The 25,190-nt window shown below is 39.9% G+C and carries 26 protein-coding genes and 3 riboswitches; of the genes, 7 read left to right on the forward strand and 19 right to left on the reverse strand.

What is annotated here, in order from left to right; all coding sequences use genetic code 11:
• Positions 1-221 precede the first annotated feature (221 nt).
• Both ACRRMM_RS07630 and htpX read right to left on the reverse strand, forming a co-directional pair.
• On the reverse strand, positions 222-1,568 hold the full coding sequence (locus ACRRMM_RS07630) for a TrkH family potassium uptake protein (RefSeq protein ID WP_007498761.1): 1,347 nt from the start codon (positions 1,566-1,568) through the stop codon (positions 222-224).
• Positions 1,569-1,711: 143 nt separating this feature from the next.
• Positions 1,712-2,611: a protease HtpX gene (htpX, locus tag ACRRMM_RS07635; RefSeq protein ID WP_019743079.1), complete on the reverse strand. Its 900-nt coding sequence runs from the start codon at positions 2,609-2,611 to the stop codon at positions 1,712-1,714.
• Between the two features lie 278 nt (positions 2,612-2,889).
• On the opposite strand from htpX, the gene ACRRMM_RS07640 reads away from it, so the two are divergent.
• Both ACRRMM_RS07640 and ACRRMM_RS07645 read left to right on the forward strand, forming a co-directional pair.
• The gene (locus tag ACRRMM_RS07640; RefSeq protein WP_048003403.1) at positions 2,890-3,606 is read left to right on the forward strand and encodes a DUF1836 domain-containing protein; all 717 of its coding nucleotides are present in this window, start codon (positions 2,890-2,892) and stop codon (positions 3,604-3,606) included.
• A 124-nt stretch (positions 3,607-3,730) separates the two neighbouring features.
• Complete coding sequence (locus ACRRMM_RS07645) at positions 3,731-3,925, forward strand: alpha/beta-type small acid-soluble spore protein (protein WP_017367112.1); 195 nt, start codon at positions 3,731-3,733, stop codon at positions 3,923-3,925.
• 39 nt (positions 3,926-3,964) lie between these two features.
• On the opposite strand, the gene ACRRMM_RS07650 is transcribed toward ACRRMM_RS07645, so the two are convergent.
• The 4 genes from ACRRMM_RS07650 to ACRRMM_RS07665 form a co-directional block, all read right to left on the reverse strand.
• Positions 3,965-5,158 carry an anti-sigma-I factor RsgI family protein gene (locus ACRRMM_RS07650; protein WP_210552413.1) on the reverse strand — a complete coding sequence of 398 codons (1,194 nt, stop codon included), beginning with the start codon at positions 5,156-5,158 and terminating at the stop codon, positions 3,965-3,967.
• Complete coding sequence (gene sigI, locus ACRRMM_RS07655; RefSeq protein WP_008346139.1) at positions 5,155-5,910, reverse strand: RNA polymerase sigma factor SigI; 756 nt, start codon at positions 5,908-5,910, stop codon at positions 5,155-5,157. The genes ACRRMM_RS07650 and sigI overlap by 4 nt, the downstream gene beginning before the upstream one ends.
• Positions 5,911-6,124: 214 nt before the next feature.
• Positions 6,125-6,916: a TerC family protein gene (locus ACRRMM_RS07660; protein WP_048003405.1), complete on the reverse strand. Its 792-nt coding sequence runs from the start codon at positions 6,914-6,916 to the stop codon at positions 6,125-6,127.
• Positions 6,917-6,948: 32 nt separating this feature from the next.
• A riboswitch (yybP-ykoY riboswitch) is annotated at positions 6,949-7,119 on the reverse strand.
• A gap of 78 nt (positions 7,120-7,197) precedes the next feature.
• Positions 7,198-7,812: a DedA family protein gene (locus tag ACRRMM_RS07665; RefSeq protein ID WP_007498772.1), complete on the reverse strand. Its 615-nt coding sequence runs from the start codon at positions 7,810-7,812 to the stop codon at positions 7,198-7,200.
• 248 nt (positions 7,813-8,060) lie between these two features.
• Between ACRRMM_RS07665 and ACRRMM_RS07670 the strand changes: the two genes are divergently transcribed.
• Positions 8,061-10,484: a bifunctional diguanylate cyclase/phosphodiesterase gene (locus tag ACRRMM_RS07670; protein ID WP_008346144.1), complete on the forward strand. Its 2,424-nt coding sequence runs from the start codon at positions 8,061-8,063 to the stop codon at positions 10,482-10,484.
• A 234-nt stretch (positions 10,485-10,718) separates the two neighbouring features.
• Here ACRRMM_RS07670 and ACRRMM_RS07675 read toward each other — a convergent pair whose 3' ends face one another.
• The 3 genes from ACRRMM_RS07675 to ACRRMM_RS07685 all read right to left on the reverse strand — a co-directional run bounded on the left by ACRRMM_RS07675 (position 10,719) and on the right by ACRRMM_RS07685 (position 11,899).
• Entirely contained in the window at positions 10,719-11,183 is a 465-nt protein-coding gene (locus ACRRMM_RS07675) for a MarR family winged helix-turn-helix transcriptional regulator (protein WP_088004396.1), read from the reverse strand.
• A 357-nt stretch (positions 11,184-11,540) separates the two neighbouring features.
• A complete protein-coding gene (locus tag ACRRMM_RS07680) occupies positions 11,541-11,705 on the reverse strand; it encodes a hypothetical protein (RefSeq protein WP_008346148.1) in 165 nt (54 codons plus the stop codon).
• A gap of 38 nt (positions 11,706-11,743) precedes the next feature.
• On the reverse strand, positions 11,744-11,899 hold the full coding sequence (locus ACRRMM_RS07685; RefSeq protein ID WP_008346151.1) for a hypothetical protein: 156 nt from the start codon (positions 11,897-11,899) through the stop codon (positions 11,744-11,746).
• A gap of 192 nt (positions 11,900-12,091) precedes the next feature.
• On the opposite strand from ACRRMM_RS07685, the gene ACRRMM_RS07690 reads away from it, so the two are divergent.
• Positions 12,092-12,421 carry a MerR family transcriptional regulator gene (locus ACRRMM_RS07690; protein WP_007498778.1) on the forward strand — a complete coding sequence of 110 codons (330 nt, stop codon included), beginning with the start codon at positions 12,092-12,094 and terminating at the stop codon, positions 12,419-12,421.
• 245 nt (positions 12,422-12,666) lie between these two features.
• Here ACRRMM_RS07690 and ACRRMM_RS07695 read toward each other — a convergent pair whose 3' ends face one another.
• Complete coding sequence (locus ACRRMM_RS07695; RefSeq protein ID WP_007498780.1) at positions 12,667-13,029, reverse strand: cupin domain-containing protein; 363 nt, start codon at positions 13,027-13,029, stop codon at positions 12,667-12,669.
• Positions 13,030-13,229: 200 nt separating this feature from the next.
• Between ACRRMM_RS07695 and ACRRMM_RS07700 the strand changes: the two genes are divergently transcribed.
• Positions 13,230-14,093 (forward strand): LysR family transcriptional regulator, encoded by an 864-nt coding sequence (locus ACRRMM_RS07700; protein WP_046343363.1) that lies wholly within the window; start codon positions 13,230-13,232, stop codon positions 14,091-14,093.
• A gap of 132 nt (positions 14,094-14,225) precedes the next feature.
• Here ACRRMM_RS07700 and ACRRMM_RS07705 read toward each other — a convergent pair whose 3' ends face one another.
• The 9 genes from ACRRMM_RS07705 to ACRRMM_RS07745 all read right to left on the reverse strand — a co-directional run bounded on the left by ACRRMM_RS07705 (position 14,226) and on the right by ACRRMM_RS07745 (position 20,921).
• Positions 14,226-14,624, reverse strand: coding sequence for a hypothetical protein (locus ACRRMM_RS07705; RefSeq protein WP_210552411.1), 399 nt, complete (start codon positions 14,622-14,624; stop codon positions 14,226-14,228).
• A gap of 101 nt (positions 14,625-14,725) precedes the next feature.
• A complete protein-coding gene (gene mgtE / locus ACRRMM_RS07710; RefSeq protein WP_007498785.1) occupies positions 14,726-16,084 on the reverse strand; it encodes a magnesium transporter in 1,359 nt (452 codons plus the stop codon).
• A gap of 207 nt (positions 16,085-16,291) precedes the next feature.
• Positions 16,292-16,455, reverse strand: a riboswitch (M-box (ykoK) riboswitch).
• Positions 16,456-16,586: 131 nt separating this feature from the next.
• Positions 16,587-16,730: a hypothetical protein gene (locus ACRRMM_RS07715; protein ID WP_008346168.1), complete on the reverse strand. Its 144-nt coding sequence runs from the start codon at positions 16,728-16,730 to the stop codon at positions 16,587-16,589.
• Between the two features lie 76 nt (positions 16,731-16,806).
• Positions 16,807-17,325 carry a PepSY domain-containing protein gene (locus tag ACRRMM_RS07720; protein ID WP_008346169.1) on the reverse strand — a complete coding sequence of 173 codons (519 nt, stop codon included), beginning with the start codon at positions 17,323-17,325 and terminating at the stop codon, positions 16,807-16,809.
• 93 nt (positions 17,326-17,418) lie between these two features.
• Positions 17,419-18,108, reverse strand: a complete 690-nt coding sequence (locus ACRRMM_RS07725) for a PepSY domain-containing protein (RefSeq protein WP_081114174.1) — start codon at positions 18,106-18,108, stop codon at positions 17,419-17,421.
• A 66-nt stretch (positions 18,109-18,174) separates the two neighbouring features.
• Positions 18,175-19,524, reverse strand: a complete 1,350-nt coding sequence (locus ACRRMM_RS07730; protein WP_428828910.1) for an ATP-binding protein — start codon at positions 19,522-19,524, stop codon at positions 18,175-18,177.
• Positions 19,525-19,527: 3 nt separating this feature from the next.
• On the reverse strand, positions 19,528-20,214 hold the full coding sequence (locus ACRRMM_RS07735) for a response regulator transcription factor (RefSeq protein ID WP_008346176.1): 687 nt from the start codon (positions 20,212-20,214) through the stop codon (positions 19,528-19,530).
• Positions 20,215-20,413: 199 nt separating this feature from the next.
• Positions 20,414-20,617: a helix-turn-helix transcriptional regulator gene (locus tag ACRRMM_RS07740; protein WP_008346178.1), complete on the reverse strand. Its 204-nt coding sequence runs from the start codon at positions 20,615-20,617 to the stop codon at positions 20,414-20,416.
• A gap of 1 nt (position 20,618) precedes the next feature.
• Positions 20,619-20,921 (reverse strand): hypothetical protein, encoded by a 303-nt coding sequence (locus ACRRMM_RS07745; RefSeq protein ID WP_008346180.1) that lies wholly within the window; start codon positions 20,919-20,921, stop codon positions 20,619-20,621.
• 460 nt (positions 20,922-21,381) lie between these two features.
• On the opposite strand from ACRRMM_RS07745, the gene ACRRMM_RS07750 reads away from it, so the two are divergent.
• Entirely contained in the window at positions 21,382-22,341 is a 960-nt protein-coding gene (locus ACRRMM_RS07750; RefSeq protein WP_007498796.1) for a S8 family peptidase, read from the forward strand.
• Between the two features lie 112 nt (positions 22,342-22,453).
• A riboswitch (cobalamin riboswitch) is annotated at positions 22,454-22,646 on the forward strand.
• Positions 22,647-22,802: 156 nt separating this feature from the next.
• Complete coding sequence (gene metE, locus ACRRMM_RS07755) at positions 22,803-25,091, forward strand: 5-methyltetrahydropteroyltriglutamate--homocysteine S-methyltransferase (protein ID WP_428828909.1); 2,289 nt, start codon at positions 22,803-22,805, stop codon at positions 25,089-25,091.
• Positions 25,092-25,190: the final 99 nt, after the last annotated feature.

The following is a 25,190-nucleotide window of genomic DNA, read 5'->3' on the forward strand; positions in this document are numbered from 1 at the left end:
CATTCAGTAGGAATGCTGGTCTGATTGTCGACAAAGAGTTAAAATGATCGTTATTTTAACTCTTTGTCTTCTTTTCAGCGTGATAGAAAACCTTTGCAGTCTAGGAAGGACGAGTACTGGCGCGGAGCGAATTTCACATTCGTGAGCACCAGCACGCAGGACTGACAAAGAATGCGAGGGTTTGTCTACACGCTGAAACCAGCATTCAGTAGGAATGCTGGTTAGCCGATGATCACACGCTCTTTCGGATAATGATAATTCGCTTCACTTTCCCGGCGGCCAATTAAATACAAGAAGCTTGGAATTCCAATCCGTCCTATAAACATGACGACCATAATAATACACTTACCAAATACGGACAAGTCAGACGTAATTCCGAGCGACAGTCCCGTTGTTCCGAAGGCAGAACAAACTTCAAATAAAGTTTCAAGAAGTGTATGATGGTCTGATAAAGTTAACAGAAACGTAGCACCGAACACTAAAATAAAGGCCATCATCGTCACCATGAGGGATTTATTAATGTCCGCTTGATGAAGCTCTCTTTTAAAGATTTTAATGGACTTATTTCCTCTCGCAAAATGAAACAGAGCAAGTAAATTAAGGGCAAACGTGGTTGTCCGAATTCCGCCCCCTACCGAGCTTGGAGATGCCCCGATAAACATCAGCAAACATAAAAATAACAGTGTCGGCTCTGTCAATTGCGTAATATCTAATGTCGAAAGCCCGCCACTTCTGGTAGCTGTTGATTGAAACAAAGAATAAAACAAGATTTCATGCCAGCTCTTCCCTAGAAAAGTAAACCGGGCTTCAAGTGCATAAATCCCGATTGCCCCAACGACAACAAGGAGACCAAACGTAATCGTTGTAATTTTCGTAAACAATGAAAACGATGCATGTTTTCGGTCTTGATTGAATAAATAATCCTTTACTTCGACAAGTACCGGAAAGCCAATAGCGCCAAAAATGATGAGCAGCATCGTGATAAATTGTACGAAATAGTCATCTTTATAAGGAATTAACGAATTCCCTGTAATATCAAAGCCTCCATTAGTTGTTGCACTGATACTAGAGAAAAATCCGTGTAAAAAAGCGCCTTGCACATCGTAATACTTTAGAAAATACATACTTAAAATCAGACCGCCTACAAACTCAATCAGCAAGATTAAATATAAGACCTGCTTCATGAGTTTTACAATTCCTGATAAGTTGCTCTGGTTTTGGTCTGCCATAATTAATTTTCTTTCTTTAATGCCGATCCTTTTTCGCATAACCAGCCAGACGAATGTACCAAGTGTCATAATGCCGATACCACCGATTTGCAAAACAAATGCAAGGATCCACATCCCGGTCACACTAAATGTTTGTGACGTATCGACAACAGTCAGACCCGTGACACTGACAGCACTCACAGCTGTAAATAGCGCATCAATAAATGTCCATTTGACTCCTTCTTGGTGAGCCACTGGCAGACTGAGTAGAATGAACGACACAGTCACAGCAAGAAAATAGTAAAGGGCAATCAGCTGAAAAGCCGACAGCCGGTCAATTAGTTTTTTCATTGGATTCATGGTTATTCCTTCTTTTATCTTTCTTTTCGAATACTTTATCATTTTAATGAAAAGAGAGAAGATTTTAAAGGTATTTTGTGCTTTATTTACTTTTTCATCAAAAAGAAAAAGACATCCTTACGCAGAATGTCTTTTGATCTTTCTTATTTTGCTTCTAGTCTTCTAATTCTTTCGTTTAAATCAGGGTGTGTTGAGAAAAGAGAAGCTTTTCTTTTACCACTGATTTTCAGTGTAGCAACAGCTGCTTGATCATCATCTTTAATTCTTGATGTATACGCCTCTAGTGAACGAAGCGCATGAATCATTTTATCTTTTCCTGCAAGGTCCGCACCGCCGCGGTCTGCATGGAATTCACGATGTCTAGAATATGCAAACACGACAAGGCTTCCTAAGATAGAGAAAATAATTTGGAAGACGATCACAGCGATAAAGTGAACAATCGGCACAAGCTCTTCACGTGAAACGAAACGGCTTGCGATCCATGCCGCAATTCTTGAAAGGAAGACAACAAACGTGTTGACGATTCCTTGAAGTAACGTCATTGTGACCATGTCACCGTTCGCTACGTGAGCGACTTCGTGAGCGATAACCCCTTCAACTGCTGCATCATCCATTTCATGAAGCAATCCAGTTGATACGGCAACAAGCGATCTTCTCTTAGAAGGACCTGTCGCAAAAGCATTTACTTCAGATGATTGGTAAATACCGACCTCAGGCATTTTAGAAAGGCCTGCTGCTCTTGATAGTCTGTGAACGCGGTCAACAAGCTGCTGCTCATCATATGTTAAAGAATCCTTTTCTGGATTTAACACACGCACACCCATCATCATTTTTGCCATCCAGCGAGACATCGCTAGTGACATAAACGAGCCTACAAAACCAACAACTGCACTGAATACAAGAAGATAAAGGATATTAAGTCTTCCGTCTGCTCCTATATAAGAACCAACACCAGTTGCTGCACTAATAACCGATAGGACAATACCAATCGTAGTGATAACAAGAATGTTCGTTAATATAAACAGAAATATTCTTTTACCCATACATAACCTCCGCTGTCATATTAAGTTCATTTGAACTTATTAATAAAATTATAAAAATAAACGTCTCAAATTGCAAGGAAAAAGGAATCGTTTTCTATGTTTATCATACTGGCTCAAACCTCGTCATTTCAATGATTACGCTACTTGCATCCGCTAAAAAGTGAACAAATTGTGACGCAGCGGTCCTATTTTAGTTTATTTTGCATTTTCATTAAAAAGAGATTATGATGTTGAATTAGATCAATAATCACGTTTTTGACGTACAAATGAGGTGGAACATGGTGACTTTTAAATTAACGAGAATTGACATGACGAGACTTCTGTATTCTCTAAAAGGCGAGGGAGATCTGACTCCGCTTCAGCTTTTGAATTTATCTGTAAAAAGCGATAAGGAACATGAATATGATGAATTAAAAATCCCTTCGTTTTTTGAAAAACTCGAACGGCGGAAGCAAAAATCAGAGCACGGGCTTTCAACGAACGAAATCGTTGAGCTTGGCAACTTGTGTGAGCTGACTTCTCTTAAATCGACAGCCATTCAAAACTGGATCAAGCGCGATATTAAAGATATGATCGGCCATCCAGAGCTTGGCAAGAAGTACTCCATTGATCAGGTCGTTATTTTATTAATTGTCCGGGATTTAAAATCAGTATTTGATTTTGATTCTATTCGTATGATCTTATCTGCCTTATTTAATACGATCACAGATCGAACGGATGATATTATCAGCCCCATCCGTTTTTATGAAGCATATGCGCACGTCCTTGATTTTATTTATCACCATACACATTTTCCATTAAAGGAAACGAATTTACGAGAAATGACAGAAGAGCAGACGGACAAGCTCCACGAAGAGTTTACAGAATTGACGAAGCCGCAATGGCAATTGATTAAAGGCATTATCAGTTCCACAGTTTTCTCCGTTTTCACTTCTCACTTGCAAAGCACAGCGCAAGAAATGATGTTGAATACGCTTCAGCTGAAAAAGGCTTAAAACTGAGCCCGAGGTGACCTTCATCACCTCGGCTTTTTTGTGCAGCAATTGCCAGCATAATTGCAGGCTGTTTTTTTCAAAATAAGAAGGCGCAACAAACATGAGGTGAAAGGAGGAATCTGTGATGGCAAATCGAAATCAACTTCTTGTTCCTGGAGTAGAACAAGCATTAGATCAATTTAAATACGAGATCGCTCAAGAATTTGGCGTGACTCTCGGTTCAGATACAGTCGCACGTTCAAACGGTTCTGTTGGCGGCGAGATGACAAAAAGACTCGTACAGCAGGCGCAATCTCAAATGGGCCATTCAACTAAATAAAGACATGGTGAAATACGCCGGATCTATTCTGGCGTTTTTTTACTGTTCATATGTAGGCTCATCCCGGTTTTCACGGTATGAAGGCGGTGTATTTTTCCCTTTTTGTTTGACGTCATTTCTGTTACGTTCGACGTACGGACGATTCTGACCACTGTCGTTTTTTTTTACATGCTTTTCAGCATCACCACGTGATGTGCCATTTGGATGTCTTTTTTCATCAGGATCAGTCGAGTGATTTTTTTTTTGCTCTTTGTCTTTTTCAAAAGGGCGGTCCTTTTCTTCTTTTCCCTTTTTCTCTTTATTTTCATGATTAGGGCTTGTTTGGTGAGGCTTTTGAACAGCTCCTTGCTCTTCCCTCTCAACTTCCTTCTGCTCTTTGTCTTCGCCTTCTGGAGCCTCTTTATCCGGCTGCATCTCATCGCTACCGTCTGTCTTTATATCTTCTTTTTTGTCTTCGTCTTTTTGATCTTCATCAGCATTTTTCGGCTCTTCTTCTTTGACAGCCTCGTCATCTGCTGGATCTTCATCTTCTTTTTTAACGTCCTCTTGTTCGTTTTCTTGCATTTCTTGATTTCTAATATAAGTTCCTGTTGAAATGCCTGCTTTTTGTGCCTTTTCTCTTGTTTCCAGGTCACCTTCCACAGTTTCTAGCTTATAATTGCGCTTTTGATATTCCCCCGAGATGGTGCTGATTTTACTTTTTACGTTTGTTTTGTATGTATGATCCTGCTTGTTTTCATAAACAGTTGAAATATAAATGCTTTTAGAGTGGTTCACGTATCCTTTTTTATCACAATCATCGATGATTTCCTGCACGACTTTGGTCATGTCGTTTTTTTCTAAATCTTTCATACTGGCCAGTACTTGCTTCGCATCTTTATTCAGCGGAGTGACACCGATCACTTGATAATTGTGATCGAGTTTCAGCTCAAAACTTGGGTTAATGTCAATCGTCATATATGCATATGCTTTTTGACTTGAGAAAGATGGCATCATAGTGAAGATCACGACAATAATTGCTGCAATTGATAGAATTCCTGCATTTAACGGACGTAAACGAAGCAGGTCAAAAAAACCGGCTCTTTTTCTTTCGAGACGTGATTCATTCGGAAACGTCACTTCTTGACCGATTTCATAGTCTTGCTGTTCATACTTTGTCCGCAGAAATTGTCCATCAGGGGTCAGCAGTGTGACATATTTTTTGTTTTTCTCTACTATAATGCCTCTTCTCATGAATTAAGCACCCCTTTAAGGTAATCTTTCAAATACACATAATCACCTGTCATAATGATCGCCATCGCAATAATATATTTTCTATTTCTCTCAATCGTTTTGCGGCTGACTTCCACTAGCTTTTCCAGCTGTTTGACTGGCAATTGTTTTTTCTGAAATAAAATGGTTCTCAGTTCATCGTGCTTAACGAGTGTATGGGCCACTTTAATGGCATTTTGTCTCGCATCCGCATGCTTTGGTGAATGCTCAAGCAGTTCTTGAAACGTAAGACCATATACTTTCAATCGTTCTTTAAAATGTTCAATCTCTTCTCTTCTATGTTCTTGTTCAATTAAACGCCTATATTCATTTGCAGAAAGCTCTGCTTCAATCATGCTTTGCGAGTACTCGCCATTCTCACTTTCTTGAAGGTCCATTTGAACCGTTGGCGCGTTTCTTGCTTCTTTTCGAATATAGTCGATTACTTTTCTTTTAATAATTAACTCCGCAAATGCAAGGAGTGAGTTGCCTTTTTCGGCAGAGTATTTTTCTATCGCTTCATTAAAGGCAATTAAGCCTACGCTGAATTCATCATCTTTTTCATCTATATATCGTTTACAAACGGATGAAACCGTCTTAGCGACAAATGGTTTGTATTGCTCGATTAATGCATTTTGCAGCTCGGTATCACCCTGTTGGATGTTGATTGCCGACTGCTCTAATGTTTGCTTTTTCTTTCCCTTTTTAAACAAAAGGCTAAGCAATGGTTTCACCTCAGTTCTCCCTATATTACTCATTTATGATAGCTAATTTATGAGGGAAGCGCAAAGGAAGAAATGAGGAATTCATTTCCTGTTACTCAATTGTGACATGTATTTCTTTATCTACTTTACAACGTTTCGTTTAAAAGCAAAGAAATAAGGGGGTATCCCCCCTTTTTTGTAATATACGTGTTATGAAAATGAAATGATATTTCTTTCAAAAAACCTACTCTTCCAGCCGCATCTCTTGTTTTTCCTCGTTTTGCTGGCCGCCTTTTCTTGATGGACTTGATAAAAACCAACCAAATGCTGCAATTGCGAGAAGAACCGTCCAGAAAATGACTTTCCATAATGTTGAATGAATGAAATGAGAGGACACGACCCCAATGGCTGGATGAGAAAGTGTATAGAGCGTCAGCTTCACGCCAACCCATCCGACAATGACAAATGCTGCTGTTTCTAGGCTTGGTCTCGTTTTAAGCAGTTTCACAAATACAGTCGCCGCAAACCTCATGATCACTAGACCAATGATACCGCCCAATAGAATGACAATAAATTGACCGCCATCAAGCCCGCCAATTTGTGGAAGGTTTGTTGCTGGCAGAGTCACAGCTAATGCAACAGCTGCTAAAATAGAATCTACTGCAAATGCAATGTCAGCAAGCTCAACTTTCACGACGGTTGCCCAAAAGCCGCTTTGTTTCATGTTTGTGTCTGCTTCCTTTTTCTTAAATACGTGCGATTTTAAAATATGGTGAATCGAAATATATAGAAGATAAATTGCGCCAATGGCTTGAACTTGCCACACATCTACTAAAAACGAAATAAGAAAAAGAGAACCAAATCGCATGACAAATGCTCCCGCAAGTCCGTAAAACAATGCCTTTTTTCTTTGTTTTTCAGGAAGGTGTTTGACCATCACAGCCATAACCAGCGCATTATCAGCTGCTAAAATCCCTTCTAATCCAATCAATACGAGAAGAACCCACCCGTACTCTAAAATAATTGCTGCATCCATCATCATTCCTCCTTATTTTTTATCTATTGTCCCACAACAGACAAAGGCTTATGAATGCAAAAAAGACCTTTGCCTGAAATGGCAAAGGTCTTGCTAGACATGTGATATGTAAATCATGCCAACAAAGCCGATGGAATGAGGTTCCATGTAATGACGACTTTGTTTCCGGTAAAAACCGGACGCTACTCCCCTTTGGTGGGATTAAGAATATTTAGATTACTTATATCATAATCAACAGACCCCGGATTGTCAACAGGTGACTTTTTATCTCCACCCATTGTTTAAGCCGTTGGTGTTTCTGTTTTTCTTTTTCTTCGTTTCAGCCACACGTAGAGAACAAACAATAAGAGCATACCAATTCCAATCGGCAATACATATGGTTCTAAAATGGTTCCAACCTCTTGCCAGTTCTCCCCAAGGACAAATCCTAGATACACATATACAAATGTAATTGGCGTAATCGCCAAAAACGTATACAGGCAAAAAACCCACACATTCATCTTCGCAATCCCACACGGAATGGAAATAAGGGTTCTGACCCCTGGAATAAACCGGCCGCTAAACGCAACAAATCCACCATGCTTTTCAAAAAAGGCATCCGATTTATCAAGTGACTCAGGTTTCACAAAGAAATACTTCCCATATTTATTTAAAAAGGGTCTGCCTCCGTAACGCCCTAACCAGTACAAGGTCAAGGGGCCTGCCACACCGCCAATAGAACCGGCAGCCACAACACCGATGAAGGCCATGTCCCCTTTTGAAACCCAGTAACCTGCAAGAGGCAACACCACTTCAGCAGGAACAAATTCAATGCATAATGCAAGAAAGATGCCGAAGTACGACAAATTCTTAAAGGCATCAGCTAATGAAATAATAAAATCTTCGATGTTTATCAATCCCTTTCACACATAATCAGTTTGACAGGCTATGCTTGCAAATCGTACCGTGCCACCTATTAAACGAATAAAAAACCAAAAATGATTCACTTTTCTTCGTTTTTTTACATTAAATTTGATTTTACTATAAAAAATGGTCAAAAAAAATGCTGAATGCCCTTTTTAAGTAAAGGAAAAGTGAACACAGGCGCCACTTGATCCGATATATTAAGTATATGTCTGTTTTTAGATACAGGAGGTTTTCTTACATGACACATTTAACAGGAAGCTACAACGGATGGCTTGTCTTTCTGTCAGTCGCTGTCGCCGCTGTCGCCTCCTACTCAGCTCTTCAATTAGCCAGCCGGGTGATCCAGTCGAGCGGCGCAAAGAAAAGAGTATGGTTGATCATTGGTGCGATGATCATGGGGATGGGAATATGGTCAATGCATTTTATTGGCATGATGGCGTTTCATCTACGCTCTGGTATCACATATGAAACACCCTTACTCATTTTATCGATTTTGACCTCTTTTATCGGTTCTTTCATTGCTTTTTCAATATGTATTCAGCAGCAACTTTCCACAAGACGACTTTTGATTAGTTCGATCACGATGGGCTCAGCTATTTGCAGCATGCACTATCTCGGATTGGAATCAATGGCGAATGTCACCATCAGCTATGACCCTGTTCTCTTTTTTCTTTCGTTTTTTATTGGTGCGCTCGCTTCATTCTTTTCATTACACCTTTTTTTCCGGCTCCATCGCTCTGAGAAAAGGCGGGAGGATCAGCTGTTAAAAATAGCGGGTGCACTGATGATGGGCGGTGCTATTGCGGGCATGCATTACACTGGCATGGCGTCTTCGACGATGTTTTTTCATTCAGATGGTCAGGTCGCTGCGGGTGGTTCTCTTGAAATGTCACCATTCAGCCTGTCGATTTTCATCGGCCTGATGACACTTATCGTCCAATCACTCATGATTTTCGGCGCCTATATTGATCACCGGATTATGTCACAATCAGATCAGCTAAAAGAAAATGAACAGCGGTTCCAATCACTGATCAAACATAATATAGATGGGATTATCGTGTTATCTGTTGATCGAAAAGTGATATCTGCGAATGACCCAGGCAAACACATTTTGAAAATGTGCAATTCCTGGATTGGTGATGATGTGAGTCAATACGTCATGCCGACTGAGATGTGGGAAGACTTTATTTATCAATCAAAAAAAGCAATTACGCGTGAAGCAGAACTGAAAGCAGCAGATCGTTTTTATTATTATCATGTTACATACATACCCGTACACGTCAACCATACACTTGACAGCATTTATCTCGTTTTTAAGGATTTAACCCAGCAGAAGATTGCTGAAAAAGAAATTCATGTGATGGCACATTATGATGCACTAACTGAACTTCCGAACCGTCGTCACGGAATTAATCATTTAAATGATGTTTTATCCGCTCAAGAAGAGACAAAAACGTCAACGGCAGTTCTTTTTCTTGATTTAAATCGGTTTAAAATTATTAATGATGCCCTTGGTCATAACATAGGCGATCTGCTGTTGAAAGCCGCCGCAAACAGACTAACCAAATGTTTGCCTGACAATGGCTTTATTGCAAGAATTGGCGGGGATGAATTTTTAATGATCTTTCCTCACATGGAGCATAACACACATAAAATTGAACAGCTTTTGAAAAACATCATTCGCCAATTTGAACGTCCTTTTTTCATTCAAAACCATCAGCTCATTACATCCATTAGTATTGGAATCGCCATCTCTCCGCAAAACGGAAAGAATGGTATGGAATTGATGAGAAAAGCAGATATGGCCATGTATTTATCAAAGAAACATAAACAAAGCCGCTATGAATTTTTTACTGAATCTATGGAGAGATTGAGTGAGGACAGACTCAATCGCGAGCTGGAGCTACGAGATGCCATTCAAAGAAAGCAGTTTGTGCTTCATTATCAGCCGCAAATCAGCGCCAAAACAAGACAGATGACAGGTGTTGAAGCCCTTTTAAGAATGAAAGCACCAGACGGTTCTCTAAAATCACCCGAGGCTTTCATTGAACTTGCTGAAGAATCCGGCCTGATCATCGATATTGGAAGGTGGGTCATTGACACGGCATGTCAGCAGGCAAAATTGTGGTATGACAAGCAATTGAAAATTCCTGTAGCGGTCAATTTATCTGCTAAGCAGTTTAACTCTGAAGACTTAATTGATTTGATTAAACTAACGCTAAAAAAATACGACCTTCAACCATCACTTCTTGAGCTTGAAGTGACAGAAAGCATGACAATGGACAACATCAAGCAGTCAAAACAAGTACTGACATCTCTAAAACAACTTGGCGTCCGTATTAGTATTGATGATTTTGGTACAGGCCACAGCTCTTTAAGCTATTTGAAGGATTTGCCGATTCACCGCCTGAAAATTGATAAATCATTTATCGAGGATATTTTGAGCGATTCAAAGTCTGAGCAAATCACAGGGGCTATTATTGCAATGGGGCACCAGCTATCTCTAGAAGTCATTGCTGAAGGTGTTGAAACTTTTGCACAAGCGCAACTTTTATCTGCGCAGGGCTGTGACGATCTACAAGGCTTTTATTATGCCAAGCCACTTCCAGCTAGTGATATTGAAAAATTTATCGCCTATCCTGCTCATCAGCTAGATACATAAAAAAGGTGCCAACCATGGCACCTTTCAGCGTGTAGACAAACCCTCGCATTCTTTGTCAGTCCTGCGTGCTGGTGCTCACGAATGACAAATTCGCTCCGCGCCAGTACTCGTCCTTCCTAGACTGCAAAGGTTTTCTATCACGCTGGGCTAAAAAGAAGACAAAGGGCTAAAATCAAGTTCATTTTAGCCCTTTGTCAACAATCTAAAAGGTGCCAACCATGGCACCTTTTCGTTTTATCTAAATAACAAATGCTGACTGTGAATACCTGCTTTTTTCAGCAGACTAATTAATTGCTCCTGTTCTTCACGCGAAAGACCAGAAAACGCCCGCGCAATTCGAAGAGAATGGATTGGATAAATTTTATCCAGATAACTGCGCCCTTTATCCGTTAAATGGGCATAAACTGACCGCTTATCCTTTGGGTCCTGTTCTCTTTCAATGAAACCATTTCGTTCTAACTTGTCAATTACGTACGTCACATTCCCGCTGACAAGCAGGAGTCTTGAGCCGATTTGCTGAAGTTTTTGAGCACCTCTCGTATACAGTAATTCGAGAACGGCAAATTCAGTTGGATTAAATCCATGCTCCTTGCTGTCTCTAATACTGTGTTCGGAAACGCTTTTAAATGCCCTTGCAAAAACTTTGTAAAGCGTCATTGAACGTTCTACTTCTTCTTCATTAAACGATAGTCTCATCACATATCTACCTCTTATAATATTTTTTTAACTTCAAGGCTTTCTTGCGGTGCAGTTGGAGCCTTTCGTAAAAAATAGAAGTACGTTTTTGAAAACCCTTTCAACCACATAAGTGACTCCATTCGTGTTATGTATAAGATTTCGATATAAACTTTTAAAATCCTTCTTATTTTTCACAATCATCTCGAAAAAAAGCTTTTCCAGCAAACCATCATGTTACGACAAATTTTAACATAATCTGTAAAGGCTCTATATTTCCTTACATTTGATTCGTCAAATTTCTACAAAATTCAATATTGCTATAATATTAAACACACAAAAAAAGAACCCTTCATGTGACAACGCACATGATAAGGGATGTTAAAGATAGCGATCTGTTTTGTTGAAAAAGAAATGATACTCTTTTTTTAAGTCACTAATTGTCATGTTCTTGGTCATATCAGGGCTATACACCCCAAGTGAGCAAAGCTGCTTCGTATAATAATGTCTTTCTTTCGCTAAAGCTTCTTTTAATATACGCCGCACGACATCTCCCCTCCTATCAATGGATATGGATCGGGTGCTTATGAGGACTTTTTATACAAATCATTTTGTACGGCTCTAAGAAGAGCATGTGCATTCTGACCCGCAGCCTGCATGAACTGCTCCAGCAGTTCATCCCTCTTCACATCTAATGCGATGATTTCTTTTGCCATACGGATGATCTGTGTTTTCTCCATCAAGTGCGCCTCCTCCTCATTTTTTCTTTTTATTATCATATGTTCACGTGATATGATTTGCACGTTATATGTTAATTTTCCTTCCATTGTTTTTCACTTTTTTCATTTTTGTGTTATATTATCTAACAAACGTTAGGTTTTTTTACTGACTTTTCGATATAATATGAAGAAAAGACTTGCAGGGGTGAGGATATGACGCAGGAAGATGTATCTTATAAAGATAAAAAAGTCATTTCAATCGGGATTGTCAGTGAATTAACAGGGCTTTCCGTCAGGCAAATCCGATATTATGAGGAACGGAAACTCATCTACCCCCAGCGCTCAACAAGAGGCACACGAAAATATTCTTTTTCTGATGTAGAACGTTTAATGGATATCGCCAATAAACGGGAAGATGGTGTGCAGACAGCGGAAATTTTAAAAGACATGAAGAAAAAAGAACAGGCATTAAAAAGCGGACAATATAAGAAAAAGATGCTGGAAGGTCAAATTAACGCGCACTTCCGGTACAAGAATCGATGAACTAAATAACAATCGCTTACTCAGCAAAATAGACTTAGTATCTGATCGTCCTGAATATGAAACGATGAAAGCACAAACCGATTCTTGCTGAAGAGTTTATTTCAGGTAGTGAAAGCAAATGCGTTACAGCTCATCTGAATCATTGAAGCAACAAAACGAGGCAGCAATTGCAGCCTCGTTATTAGCTAAAACAACCATTCAACTATTTATCACCTAAGATACTTGATCTTTAACGATTTAGTTTTTCAAATTTGTTCAGGAATCGAAACAGTTCGTTCATTGAGCACATTCCCCGTGTTTAGCGTCGTTTTGGGTTCAATTAAGAGCAAGTGAACTTCTTCTTCAGCAATGGGCTGATGTTCAACTCCTTTTGGAATCACAAGAAATTCTCCTTCATTAAGCGTTATTTCCCTATCCCTAAAACGGATGACTAGGTTGCCTTTCCACACAAAGAACATTTCATCCTCATCATCATGGTGATGCCAAATGAATTCACCCTTAATTTTCACCATTTTCATGTATGAGTCATTCAACTCTCCACCTATTCTAGGATTCCAATAATCATTTATTTGCGAAAATTTTTCTTCGATATTTACCTTTGAAATCAATCGATTCCCCTCCTTATTAAATGGAAACGTTTAATTGCCACAGCTAAGAAAATCTCATTTTCTCCTCTCAATCAGATAAAAGGGACGCAATGAGCATCAACCTCTTCTATCATTTAGTTTACATACTTCATTGGATCACGTAAAATCAAAAAACAGCATATAGATCATCACAATTTGTGATGCAAAAAAGGAGAGTTAGTTTGGATATTAAATCTTTGGAAGTATTTAAAGCCGTTGCCATTGAACAAAGCATCACAAAAGCTGCTCAAAAATTAAATTATGTGCAGTCCAATGTCACCGCAAGAATCCAACGTCTTGAACAAGAGTTAGGTGTACCTCTTCTCTATCGATATCATAAGAAAATATCTTTAACGCCTGCAGGACGTGAACTGCTGCCCTATGTAAATAAATTGCTATATGATTACGAAGAAGCGATAGAAGCAGTAAAGCTTTCCTCTACTCCGCGGGGATCTTTACACATTGGATCTATAGAGTCCACCGCATCTACAAGATTGCCCAGCATTTTCACAGAATATCACAAAACATTTCCACAAGTAGAATTGAGCTTGTATATGGCACCTACAGTCGACCAAGTTAGCGCTATCCTCAACTACAAAGTAGACGGGGCCTTGGTAGATGGGCCAATTCTTCATCCAGAAATCATCGAGTATCCTGTATTGGAAGAATCCCTCGTTCTCATTACAAGCTACTCCACGGAGCAATTCCAGGTAGAATCTATTTTACATGAGCCGTTGCTCTCGTCATTCGCCCATTGTATTTATTTAGGACGATGGCAAAAGTGGCTAGAGAACAACGGCTATCCTCCTATGAAGGTCATGGAATATGGTACGTTAGAGGGCGTCCTTAAATGTGTTGAAAGCGGGCTGGGAGTGACTATATTACCAAAATCTATGGTTGAATCTCGGGGGGAAGGCAAATTCACCTGTCATCCGTTACCAGAACCACATCGAATCGTACCCACTGTGTTGATCAGGCGACGTGATTCGTACATGACCAGTGCTCTGTCACAATTTATGGAGTTAATAGGCATTACGAATATGTGATCTGAGACAGATCATTGTTTTCATTAATAAGAACATGTGTGATAAAAAAGAGGATAGATAGAGCGACATTCTTTCAGCTCTTCTATCCTTTTACATTATCTCAACTTATGCCAAGCATATGAACGATTCTTTTTATTTAGATGAAGCGTCAGTTCCTTCAACAACCCCTACAAAGTCAATTCGTACGCCGCCTTTTTCAGGATCTTCTTTCACCCGAAAGGCAAGCGCCTTTTTTTCTCCAGTGTTTACATCTTTATAATTTGCATGAAAGACATGGATGCTGGCTTCTTCCAATTGGAAATCTTCATAAGAAAGCGTCTCAATTCCCCATTCCTTTTTCGATTTAAGAATGTCATTTGGGCTTGGGACTGCGCCTTCGACATAGACATTTTCCATTTTTCGTTTATTTCCTTCAGTTATCGCTTCTAGCATATGCTCTGATGCCACAAGTCTTCTGTCTTTCCCCTCGTCTTCTCTTGAACATGCACTTAGCAAAACAATGCACATGAAAATGAATAACAACTTCTTCATTTTTCTCTCCCACCTTCTCCTTAAAATGTAAAGGATGGAAGCGCTATATGCAATCTTTATTCAAAAAAGACTGTAAAACGTTACATTTTACAGTCTTTTGACTACATCAGTGTATGAAGAAATGCTGTTGCAATTCCAAAATAGATGAGTAAGGATAAAATATCATTCAATGTTGTGATCAGCGGTCCAGATGCAATGGCTGGGTCGACATTTAATCTGTGTAAAATAATCGGCACGACCGTACCTGCCATCGTCCCAATAATCAGTGTTGCAAGAAGCGAGGAACCAACAACAAAACCTAAAATCATATTGCCCTGCCATACCATGGCAACGACCGTAATAATGATTGAACAAACAATCCCAATATAAATACTTGTTCTCAGCTCTCTGAAAATCAAGCGCATAATGGTTTTTTTCGTTAATTCTTCTTTTGACAATCCTCTAATGACAACCGCTAGAGACTGTGTCCCTGTATTCCCTGTCATACCTGCAATCATCGGCATGAAGAATGCTAAAGCAACGACTTGCTGCAGGGTATCTTCAAAATAATTTAAGATACTGCCTGAAATCAGCCCAATGAATAAGAGCAAAATGAGCCATGGAAGACGGCGGTATGCCGCCACAAATGCCGGTGTGTCGAACGTGATATCTTTACCAGAGGCAGCAAACTTTTCATAGTCTTCTCCTGCCTCTTGAATCACAACATCAATGATATCATCGACTGTCACAATTCCGACTAAGACATTGTTCTCTTCTACAACAGGGATGGCAAGGAAATCATATCGTTCAATGAGCTTTGCGATTTCTTCCTGGTCTTGAAAGGCACCAACGGCAATGACTCTTGTAAACATAAGATCCTGCACTTTTTCATCTGGCTCACCTAAAATAAGATCCCTGTATGAGAGTACCCCTACAAGCTGTTTTTGATCATTTATGACATATAAGTAGTTGATCGATTCGGCAATTTCAGCAAAGCTTTTCAGCTTCACCACGGCATCCTGAACCGTATAATGCTGCGGAATCCAAACGTACCGATTGGTCATGATCCGGCCTGCTGTCTCAGCAGGGTAATTCATGAGAAGCTGGACGGCCTTGGATTCCTCTGCTTCCATGTTAGATAAAAGCTGATCCTTCAGCTCATCCTCCATCTCATCAAACAAGTTGGCAAGGTCATCGTTATCCATTTTGTTTGTGACGAAGGTGGCTTTGTCTTTCCCTACTTTTTCAAGAACAATCTCTTGATATTCCCGCTCCAGTTCACCCATCATTTCCGTCACGTCATCGACTGTTAAAAAGCTGAGAAAGCGGCCGCGATGTTTTTCTGGAAGCTCCTTGAATAAGTAGGCCATATCATAAGGCTGCAGTTCTTCCATAATGTTTTTAAATTCTTTACGTTTTCCATCTCTTAGTAAAATAATGATGCGTAAAATGAGTTCATCGTACGTAATGTTCTGTATCATCGCTGTTACCTCCCCAAAATCAGGAGATACCCGAATCCCTTAGATTGTGCGGGGGTCAGGATCTCCTCTATCTGATGTGTCAATCTGATCTTTTGACATACTCTCTATGTGTCTCGAATCGGGATGATCCATCCCCACACCTCCTTTTCTCATAAAAAAGCACCTTCAACCGAATGAAGGCGCTTTGTAAGCATGACAAATAAACACTTGCTCCTTCAATCGTAGAGCTTTAGCACTGTATGGCATAGGATTCATCCAGCTGCATTAAAAATCACCTTATGTCGATGATTCCTGTTGACCCATTGGCGTCTTTGGACATTTTTGGGCAGCAGCGTATCTCCATACAGGAGCCTCACCTAACGAAGTCTCATATTGTTGACACACTGAGATTACAGAAAAAGCGCAATGATGTCAATAAGCAAGATGCCAAGTTTCCTGATGTATTCGCTTTCTTTTCAAAAAAAGAGCGATCGACAAGTTGACCATCGCCCTTTCATGTCTTTTATTCCTCTTCTGGCTGATTCATATCCTCTTGGGAGAGGAGATGAAAGGAATCATGCAAAAACAAAGCATATCCTTCTCCATCAGGATGGGGAACATATTCCGCACGATCCATCGTCTGTTCTTCTTCTTTTTTCTTCATCATATTCTCTCGCCTCCTTTCCAGTAGTTTGTCCCAATGAAAAAACCTTACACATAAAAGTGTAAGGTTCATTTATACCTTAATCGTCCCATTCTTGCTTGAGGATTTTGCCTGTTTTAGCGGAAATCTCAAAATCAACTTCTTCGCCGCTTGGTGTCGTAATTTCAATTTCATACAAGTACACACCATTTTCTTTATCTAATTCTGAATCTGTGACTGTTCCTTTTACTTTTGCAAGGGCAATTTGTTCAGCCTGTTTTTTGGTGATTTTTACATTTTGTTTCTTTTCTTTGACTGGATCATTGAGCGCTTTGCCTGTTTTGGCATCGACATATACTTTATATTCAAAGCCGCCTTTTTTAATCTCGACCTCATATACCCATTTTCCTTTTTTACGCTCAAGATCTACATCATCTACATAGCCTTTCACAACTTTTAATGCTGCTTTTTCAGCCTGTTTCTTTGAGACAAATGAAGATTTCTTTTGCACCACTTGTTCGGCATTTGCCGTTTGATTTGTATTTTGCGCTTGAAGGGTGAAACCACCTGCGACAAGGGCTCCTGTGAATGCTGTAGCGACTAGTACTTTTTTTATCATATTTCATTCCTCCTCTGTTTGATTTCTCCTTTATCTTAAAAAAACAAGATGATAAAGGAAGGATAGGAAGATGAGAAAATCATGAGAAAATGATTAGTTTTCGTACGTAATGCCTTCAATATCTCCTGTATAGGCATTCACTAATACCTCTGCCTCTCTCCCATCCGGCAAATCGAGCTCTACCTCAAACACGAGCATTCCGCTAAAAGTTTCAAGATCTGCATCATCCACTGTGCCGCCCACTTCTTTTACGGCAATCTGAATGGCTTCTTCTACCGTTATTTTTGTGAGCTTCTTTTCTTTAGAGGTTGGCTTTTTCTTTTCTGCTTCAATCACCTTGAACGTGTCTTTCTCAACATCCACTTGATACAGTTCTTTTTTTGATTGAATCGTAAAGATAAAGCGATCCGATTTTTCTTTCTTTTGAATCACAGTACCCTTCACTTTTTTCACTGCCGCTTCTTCTGCTTGAAGTTCGGCATTTTTCTCATTTGGTTTTTGATAGCTCTTTAACTGTTTCATCTCTTTCATTTGACCGCTTGAGGAAGATGCAATGATTTGATAGATGCCATTTGAATTTTCAAGCGTCAATGTATAGTCCTGTTTATGATTGATCAAATCAATGTTTGTGATGTTTCCATTGTAGTCTTTTGCGATGATTTTTTTAATGTCTGCTTCGCTTAATATTTTTTTGTCAATGGTTTGAATCATGAGCATTGCAAAGGCCGCAAGAATGAAAAGACATCCTGCGAGTGTAAGCAGCATTTTCATTTTTTTAGACATGCAGCGCCTCCTTCCTATTTCCTATTTTATAAGGAGGAAATGAGAAATTGATGAGAAAAGACCTACTTATTTCTGAAAAAGAATGGTCATCACGGTTCCTTCACCGATACGGCTGTCTACCTTTAGCTCAGCCCCATGCTCTTCAGCAATTTGCTTCGCAATTGACAGGCCAAGTCCAGTCCCACCCGTCTCACTGTTTCTCGCTTCATCCACACGGAAAAAGCGGTCAAAGATTTTCGGCAGATCCTCTTCTTTTATGCCAATTCCTTTGTCTACAACCGAAATAAACGGTTTCTCTCCTGCTCGTCCGCAGTTCACATCAACTGGCTCTGCACTATATTTAACCGCATTATCAATCAAGATGGTCAAAAGCTGTTTGATCTTCTCTTCGTCTCCTTCAGCAATCACAGGCTGATCTGTTTGTATATGAGTAAGGATGGTTCGACTGGTTGCCACTTCAAGTGTATGGCCGACTTGGCTACACAATTGACCAAGATCAACCGGCTTCATGTCCAAGTAAAGCGGCTGCCCATTTTTCGCCAGTGTGAGTAGTTGATCTGTCAGCCTTTTCATTTTTTTCGCCTCATCATGAATGGCTTGAGAGGATTCTTCTACGACCTCTGGCCGGCTTTGCCCCCAGCGTTTTAGTAAATTGCTGTAGCTCATGATGACGGTAATGGGTGTTTTCAATTCATGAGAAGCATCGTGTAAAAATTGCTGTTCTTTCTCATAATGTTTCTCGAGAATTTCGGCCATTTCATTAAAGGTTTGACCCATTTGATACAGTTCATCCTTTGAATCGCCTGTTAATTCAATTCGTTTAAATGCCTTTTCTCTCATACTTGCTTTCATCGTATTGGTCATTCGGCTAATTGGGCGGACAATTTGTTTCGTTAAAATGTGGCCTGCAAAATAAGAAAGCACAATAAACAAAACGCCAGTAGTGATTAAAATCATTTTTAATAACGCCAAGTTCTCTTCTGTATTTTCAATTTCTTCATATACTTGCAGCGACACAATGTCCCCATTTGTCCAAATGACAGGGATAGCCGCAAACGCAATCATATGCTTATTGTATTCTTGAATTTCTGCTGTCTGACCAGATTCGTATGTAAAAGGAAGTGAGCTAAACGTAGATTCCTTCGTGACGGTCAGCTTTGATTCACCTTTCTCTGTGACGACACGGATCATACCATTTTGAGGCAGATACGCTTTCAGAAGCTCTGAAGATGGAAGGCCCTCTTCTTCTGACTTCTTTAGTGCAATCGCAATATTTTCAGCTACTTCCGACAGTCTGGACATATCTTTTTGCGTCAAGGTCATCGAAAAAATAAAATAAATCGCTGTATGAAACAGTAGCACCATTAAAAACAAGGACAACGATGTATAAAGCTGGATCTTATTTTTTAATCTCATGCTTTATCCTTTCATCACATAACCCACACCTCTCACTGTGTGAATCAATTGTTTTTCAAACGGGTAATCGATTTTTTTCCTTAAATAGCGAATATAGACATCAACCACGTTCGTGTCACCAAAATAGTCAAAACCCCAAACAGCTGTTAAAAGCTGATCTCTTGTGAGCACTTGCTGTTGATGTTTCAATAAATGAACAAGCAGGTCATATTCTCTCGGTGTCAGCTCAAGCGTCTGACCGCCTCTTTGAATTTCTCTTGTTTTCTCATTCACCGTTAAATCTGCAATACTTAGCTCAATTTCCTTTTCCTCTTGCGCATTGTGATTGAACCTCAGCTGTGCACGAATTCGCGCTAATAATTCTTCTATGTCAAAGGGTTTTGTAATATAATCGTTTGCCCCAAGATCAAGACCGCTGACCTTATCGGGAACACTTCCTCTTGCGGTAATCAAAATGATCGGTGTTGCCGTATTTGTCTTTCGAACCCTTCTAAGCACTTCAAGTCCGCTTAATTCTGGAAGCATGACATCTAGAAGCACTAAATCAAAACTCTCCTCCTCGAGCGCCTGGAGCCCTTTCATCCCTGTATCTTGGACTGTGACCTCATATCCTTCATATTCAAGTTCTAATGACAGCACTCTTGCAATTTTCTTTTCATCTTCGACCACGAGTATCTTCCCTTTGTTCATCTCTATCTCTCCTATCTAAAAGGCAAGCTTGTCTTTCCATTATTATATGTTGCCTTTCTCCATTGGAACAGTCACAATCTTCATATCTTATTTTTCATGAATGAGGAATTGTTATGTAATATGGTTGATTTTTATTTTCAGCTGATCCTTTCACATTACACAAATCAACAAAAAAAGCCTCTTTTCTGAGGCTGGTCCCTTACTTCTTTTTAGGTTGACTGACAAAAAGCTCATCTACAGTCGTATTCAAAACAGAGGCGATGTCAAAGGCTAATTGTAAAGTAGGGTCGTACTTATCGTTTTCAATGGCATTGATGGTTTGTCTCGAGACCTTACACCGTTTAGCAAGTTCTTCTTGGGATAATTTAATGGATTTCCTTAGTTCTCTTATATGATTTTGCAATTTAATCACCATATTTTTTTCTGTATATGAGTAATGTAACTAAATATATGACCGAAATCACAGTTAGGAACATGATGGGAGAAATCCCAAACCCCTTATCAGAATTGTTCCCCTGGGTCGTTAAAAATATAGACTTTGCGACTTCTAATAAAAGCATACCGATGACCACCATAAATGCATACGATTGAGCTTTTGAGTAGATAAATCTCTTTCTTTCATCACCCTTTTGAATCATAGGCGCGATAAAGATAAACAATCCGACCACTAATAAGATGACTGAATACACGACTTTTACAACATCCAACGGTTAGTCCCCTCCCAATCAAAATGTCAAATACTTTTTACATTTCAATCATATCATCCACTTAAAAAATGTCAAATACTTTTTACATTCTAAATTCTTTCGATCATTATAATGGAAAAACAATCATCCGCACATGGCATGTACCTTTTTCTTTTCTGTCATCATCTATCTTTTTATATGATTGCTTTTTCGCTCTGCCTTTTTTAGTTCTTTTCACCCATTTTCATCTATACAGGTGCAAGCTCACTATGCAGCATTTCCTTCTTTTTCATATGATACTAAGAGTTTTCCTCAAAAGGTGACTTCTTTCGGCAAGATATGAGGAGAACTGCACAATGAATAATTATTTGATTATTTGAAAAATTATTACAATTGACCCTTTCCGATCAAACATTTGTTTTATACAATAACATTACGCAACCTGAATCTACTTTGAAAACAAAATAAGGAGGGCTTTCTTATGAAAGGTGAAATTCGCTTAATTCCGTATGAAGTAAAAGCCAATGTGATGGAAGCGAAAGAGACGCCGGAAAGTATTCAGGAGATTAAAGCACCCGAACTTTGGTCAAGTGGCTTCAAAGGAAAAGGCATAACCATTGCTGTCCTTGATACAGGTTGCGACACGGAGCATCCCGATTTAAAAGATCAGATTATCGGAGGAAAAAACTTTACCGATGATGACAATGGAGATGCTGAGAATGTAAAAGACTACAACGGACATGGTACCCATGTATCAGGAACGATTGCAGCAACGGATCAAAATGGTGGCATTTTAGGTGTTGCCCCTGAAGCCAAGCTGTTGATTGTGAAAGTTCTTGGAGGGAAAAATGGCAGCGGGAAATACGAATGGATTATCAATGGCATTAATTATGCGGTTGAACAGAAGGTTGATATCATTTCCATGTCTCTCGGTGGGCCAAGCAATGAACCAGAACTGCAAAAGGCTATCCAACATGCGGTAAGCAGCGGTGTGCTTGTTGTCTGCGCAGCAGGAAATGAAGGTGACGGAGACGAGCGTACTGAAGAGTTCTCCTACCCAGCTGCATACAACGAGGTCATTGCCGTCGGCTCTGTCTCTCTTGCAAGAGAATCCTCTGAATTCTCCAATGCGAATAAAGAAATCGACCTCGTCGCTCCAGGTGAAGACATTTTATCCACTCTCCCTAACCATAAATACGGAAGACTAACAGGCACTTCCATGGCTGCCCCTCATGTGAGCGGTGCACTCGCCATTATTAAAAATGCCGAAGAAGAAGCGTTCCAGCGTAAGCTGACAGAACCTGAGGTATATGCTCAACTCGTACGGAGAACCCTTCCGCTAAAACAATCGAAAACCCTTGTAGGAAACGGGTTTTTATATTTAACTGCACCAGATGTGCTTCTTGAGAAAACATTGGAAGCAGAACTTTTGTCTCTATAGGTACATGTTAGGTCCTGAGAAAAGATAGAATTTTCTCAGGATTTTTTTAATTAAAATTATTCAAAATTTACTTTGACGAAATGAAGTGAACGTTATATAATCGAACACAATAAATTCATAGTTTGAGAGTCGGTAATTCGATCACACATCGAATTTTAATTGGGAAGACCGGTGAAAATCCGGCGCGGTCCCGCCACTGTAAGTGAGGAGAGCTTTTCGTTAATAATCCACTGTCATTAAGATGGGAAGGATGAAAAGCTTGCAGATTCGCGAGCCAGGATACCAGCCGCTCTATCACATCAAACCCCCTACGGTTGATAGGAGATGTCGGAAAAGCGTTCGTCATTGATACTTACGCCTTCTTTCGCACACACATTTTGTCTTTTTAAACCAGACATTTGCCCTCATCAATCTTAACCATGAGTGTGAGTGTCTTTTTATATTTAGAGGAGGAATTGGAATTGACAATTGTTAAAACAAGTAATCTAGGTTTCCCGCGAATTGGTTTAAACAGAGAATGGAAAAAAGCACTTGAGTCTTATTGGAAAGGTCAAACTGACCGAGAAACCCTCTTAAGCACACTCGATGAACAATTTTTAGCCGCTATTAAAACTCAAATTGATCAACAAATTGACGTTGTTCCTTCTGGAGACTTTACCTTCTATGATCACGTGCTGGATACTGCCGTTATGTTCAATTGGATTCCAGAGCGCTTCCGCAGCTTGAAAGACCCGCTAGATACATACTTTGCGATGGCAAGAGGAACAAAAGATGCTGTCTCAAGTGAAATGACAAAATGGTTTAATACAAACTATCACTACATCGTTCCAGAATACGAAAAAAGCACAGAATTCAAACTCACACATAACAAACCACTTGAAGCATACGAAAAGGTGAAAAAAGCGTTTGGTGTTGAAACAAAACCTGTCGTTCTTGGCCTTTATACATTTGTCGCACTTTCTAAAGGCTATGAAGCCAATGAAGTGAAAGAGATTCAGCAACGCCTAGTGCCGCTTTATACTCAGTTGTTAAAAGAGCTTGAAGAAGCCGGTGTAAAATGGGTTCAAATTGATGAGCCTGCTTTAGTCACAGCTTCAAGTGAAGACGTGAAAGCAGTAAAAGCCATCTATCAAACGATTAAAAAAGCTGTACCTGCCTTAAACGTTCTCCTTCAAACATACTTTGACTCAGTAGATGCCTATGAAGAGCTTGTGACGTATCCTGTTGAAGCCATCGGTCTTGATTTTGTCCATGATCAAGGACGAAACCTTGAACAATTTAAAAAACACGGCTTCCCAAAAGATAAAATTTTAGCAGCCGGTATCATCGACGGCAGAAATATTTGGAGATCAGATCTAGGAGAAAGATTATCGTTTATTTCTGAAGTGATTGCTGACGTGCAGCCAAAAGAAGTATGGCTACAGCCTTCAAGCAGCCTGCTACATGTACCAGTTGCAAAACATCCGAGCGAACAGCTTGAAGAAAAACTATTAAACGGACTTTCTTATGCCACTGAAAAGCTGGCTGAATTAACGCTATTAAAAGAAGGCTTATCAAAAGGAGCAGCTGCCATTGATGCAGACATCCATGCAGCAAATGAAGCACTTCTGACGTTAAAAGAATTCGCGAAAGGAACGAATGCGGACCTGACAGCAGAGCGCAACAGCCTTTCATCAAAAGATTTTAAACGTCCAGTTGCTTTTGAAGAACGACTACGCATTCAAAATGAATCTCTTGAACTGCCGCTTCTTCCAACCACAACAATCGGAAGCTTCCCTCAGTCAGCTGAGGTGCGCAGTGCTCGTCAAAAATGGCGCAAAAATGAGTGGACAGATGCAGAGTATGATGAATTTATTAAAAAAGAAACAAAAAGATGGATTGATATTCAAGAAGAGATTGGCCTAGATGTACTCGTTCATGGAGAATTTGAACGTACAGACATGGTTGAATACTTCGGTGAAAAACTCGCTGGATTTGCCTTTACAAAATTCGCTTGGGTTCAATCTTATGGATCACGATGCGTGAAGCCGCCGATCATTTATGGAGATGTAGAATTTACAGAGCCAATGACAGTGAAAGAGACGGTTTACGCTCAAAGCTTAACAGAGAAAAAAGTCAAAGGAATGCTGACAGGGCCTGTCACGATCTTAAACTGGTCTTTCCCAAGAACAGATATCTCTCGTAAAGACATTGCCTTCCAAATCGCTTTTGCTTTACGCAAAGAGGTAGAAGCGTTAGAAGCAGCGGGTATTCAAGTGATTCAAGTGGATGAACCTGCGCTAAGAGAAGGTCTTCCTTTAAAAGAGAGTGATTGGGCAGCATACTTAAACTGGGCAGCAGAGTCATTCCGTCTATCGACATCGTCTGTTCAAAATGAAACGCAAATTCATACACATATGTGCTACAGCAATTTCGAGGATATTGTTGATACGATTGAAGACCTTGATGCAGACGTGATTACGATTGAGCATTCACGTAGTCATGGCGGGTTCCTCGATTATTTAGAAAAACACCCGTATTTGAAAGGTCTTGGACTTGGGGTATATGACATCCACAGCCCGCGCGTTCCAGCTGTTGAAGAAATGAGTAAAATCATTGATGATGCACTGAACGTCTGTCCGACAGATCGCTTCTGGGTCAACCCTGACTGTGGACTGAAAACAAGACAAGAACCTGAAACCATTGCTGCTTTGAAAAACATGGTGACAGCTGCTGAAGTCGCTCGTAAAAAGCTAGCGCAGCACGCATAATTAACTCACTCTTCCCCTGCTGAACATTTGGCAGGGGTTTTTTATCCGTAAATTGTCCTGTTCGATCTCCTCCTACAATGATTCCTTTTCTATCATGAT

The organism is Bacillus sp. XT-4 (assembly GCF_050864245.1).
Lineage (GTDB): Bacteria > Bacillota > Bacilli > Bacillales > Bacillaceae > Bacillus > Bacillus altitudinis.

Excerpts from the sequence above, each read along its gene's own strand:
- ACRRMM_RS07630 (WP_007498761.1), bottom strand. The coding sequence starts at position 1,568 with ATGAATCCAATGAAAAAACTAATTGACCGGCTGTCGGCTTTTCAGCTG.
- htpX (WP_019743079.1), bottom strand. The coding sequence starts at position 2,611 with ATGGGTAAAAGAATATTTCTGTTTATATTAACGAACATTCTTGTTATC.
- ACRRMM_RS07640 (WP_048003403.1), top strand. The coding sequence starts at position 2,890 with ATGGTGACTTTTAAATTAACGAGAATTGACATGACGAGACTTCTGTAT.
- ACRRMM_RS07645 (WP_017367112.1), top strand. The coding sequence starts at position 3,731 with ATGGCAAATCGAAATCAACTTCTTGTTCCTGGAGTAGAACAAGCATTA.
- ACRRMM_RS07650 (WP_210552413.1), bottom strand. The coding sequence starts at position 5,158 with ATGAGAAGAGGCATTATAGTAGAGAAAAACAAAAAATATGTCACACTG.
- ACRRMM_RS07660 (WP_048003405.1), bottom strand. The coding sequence starts at position 6,916 with ATGGATGCAGCAATTATTTTAGAGTACGGGTGGGTTCTTCTCGTATTG.
- ACRRMM_RS07670 (WP_008346144.1), top strand. The coding sequence starts at position 8,061 with ATGACACATTTAACAGGAAGCTACAACGGATGGCTTGTCTTTCTGTCA.
- ACRRMM_RS07685 (WP_008346151.1), bottom strand. The coding sequence starts at position 11,899 with ATGGAGAAAACACAGATCATCCGTATGGCAAAAGAAATCATCGCATTA.
- ACRRMM_RS07690 (WP_007498778.1), top strand. The coding sequence starts at position 12,092 with ATGACGCAGGAAGATGTATCTTATAAAGATAAAAAAGTCATTTCAATC.
- ACRRMM_RS07705 (WP_210552411.1), bottom strand. The coding sequence starts at position 14,624 with ATGAAGAAGTTGTTATTCATTTTCATGTGCATTGTTTTGCTAAGTGCA.
- mgtE (WP_007498785.1), bottom strand. The coding sequence starts at position 16,084 with ATGATACAGAACATTACGTACGATGAACTCATTTTACGCATCATTATT.
- ACRRMM_RS07715 (WP_008346168.1), bottom strand. The coding sequence starts at position 16,730 with ATGATGAAGAAAAAAGAAGAAGAACAGACGATGGATCGTGCGGAATAT.
- ACRRMM_RS07720 (WP_008346169.1), bottom strand. The coding sequence starts at position 17,325 with ATGATAAAAAAAGTACTAGTCGCTACAGCATTCACAGGAGCCCTTGTC.
- ACRRMM_RS07725 (WP_081114174.1), bottom strand. The coding sequence starts at position 18,108 with ATGTCTAAAAAAATGAAAATGCTGCTTACACTCGCAGGATGTCTTTTC.
- ACRRMM_RS07730 (WP_428828910.1), bottom strand. The coding sequence starts at position 19,524 with ATGAGATTAAAAAATAAGATCCAGCTTTATACATCGTTGTCCTTGTTT.
- ACRRMM_RS07735 (WP_008346176.1), bottom strand. The coding sequence starts at position 20,214 with ATGAACAAAGGGAAGATACTCGTGGTCGAAGATGAAAAGAAAATTGCA.
- ACRRMM_RS07750 (WP_007498796.1), top strand. The coding sequence starts at position 21,382 with ATGAAAGGTGAAATTCGCTTAATTCCGTATGAAGTAAAAGCCAATGTG.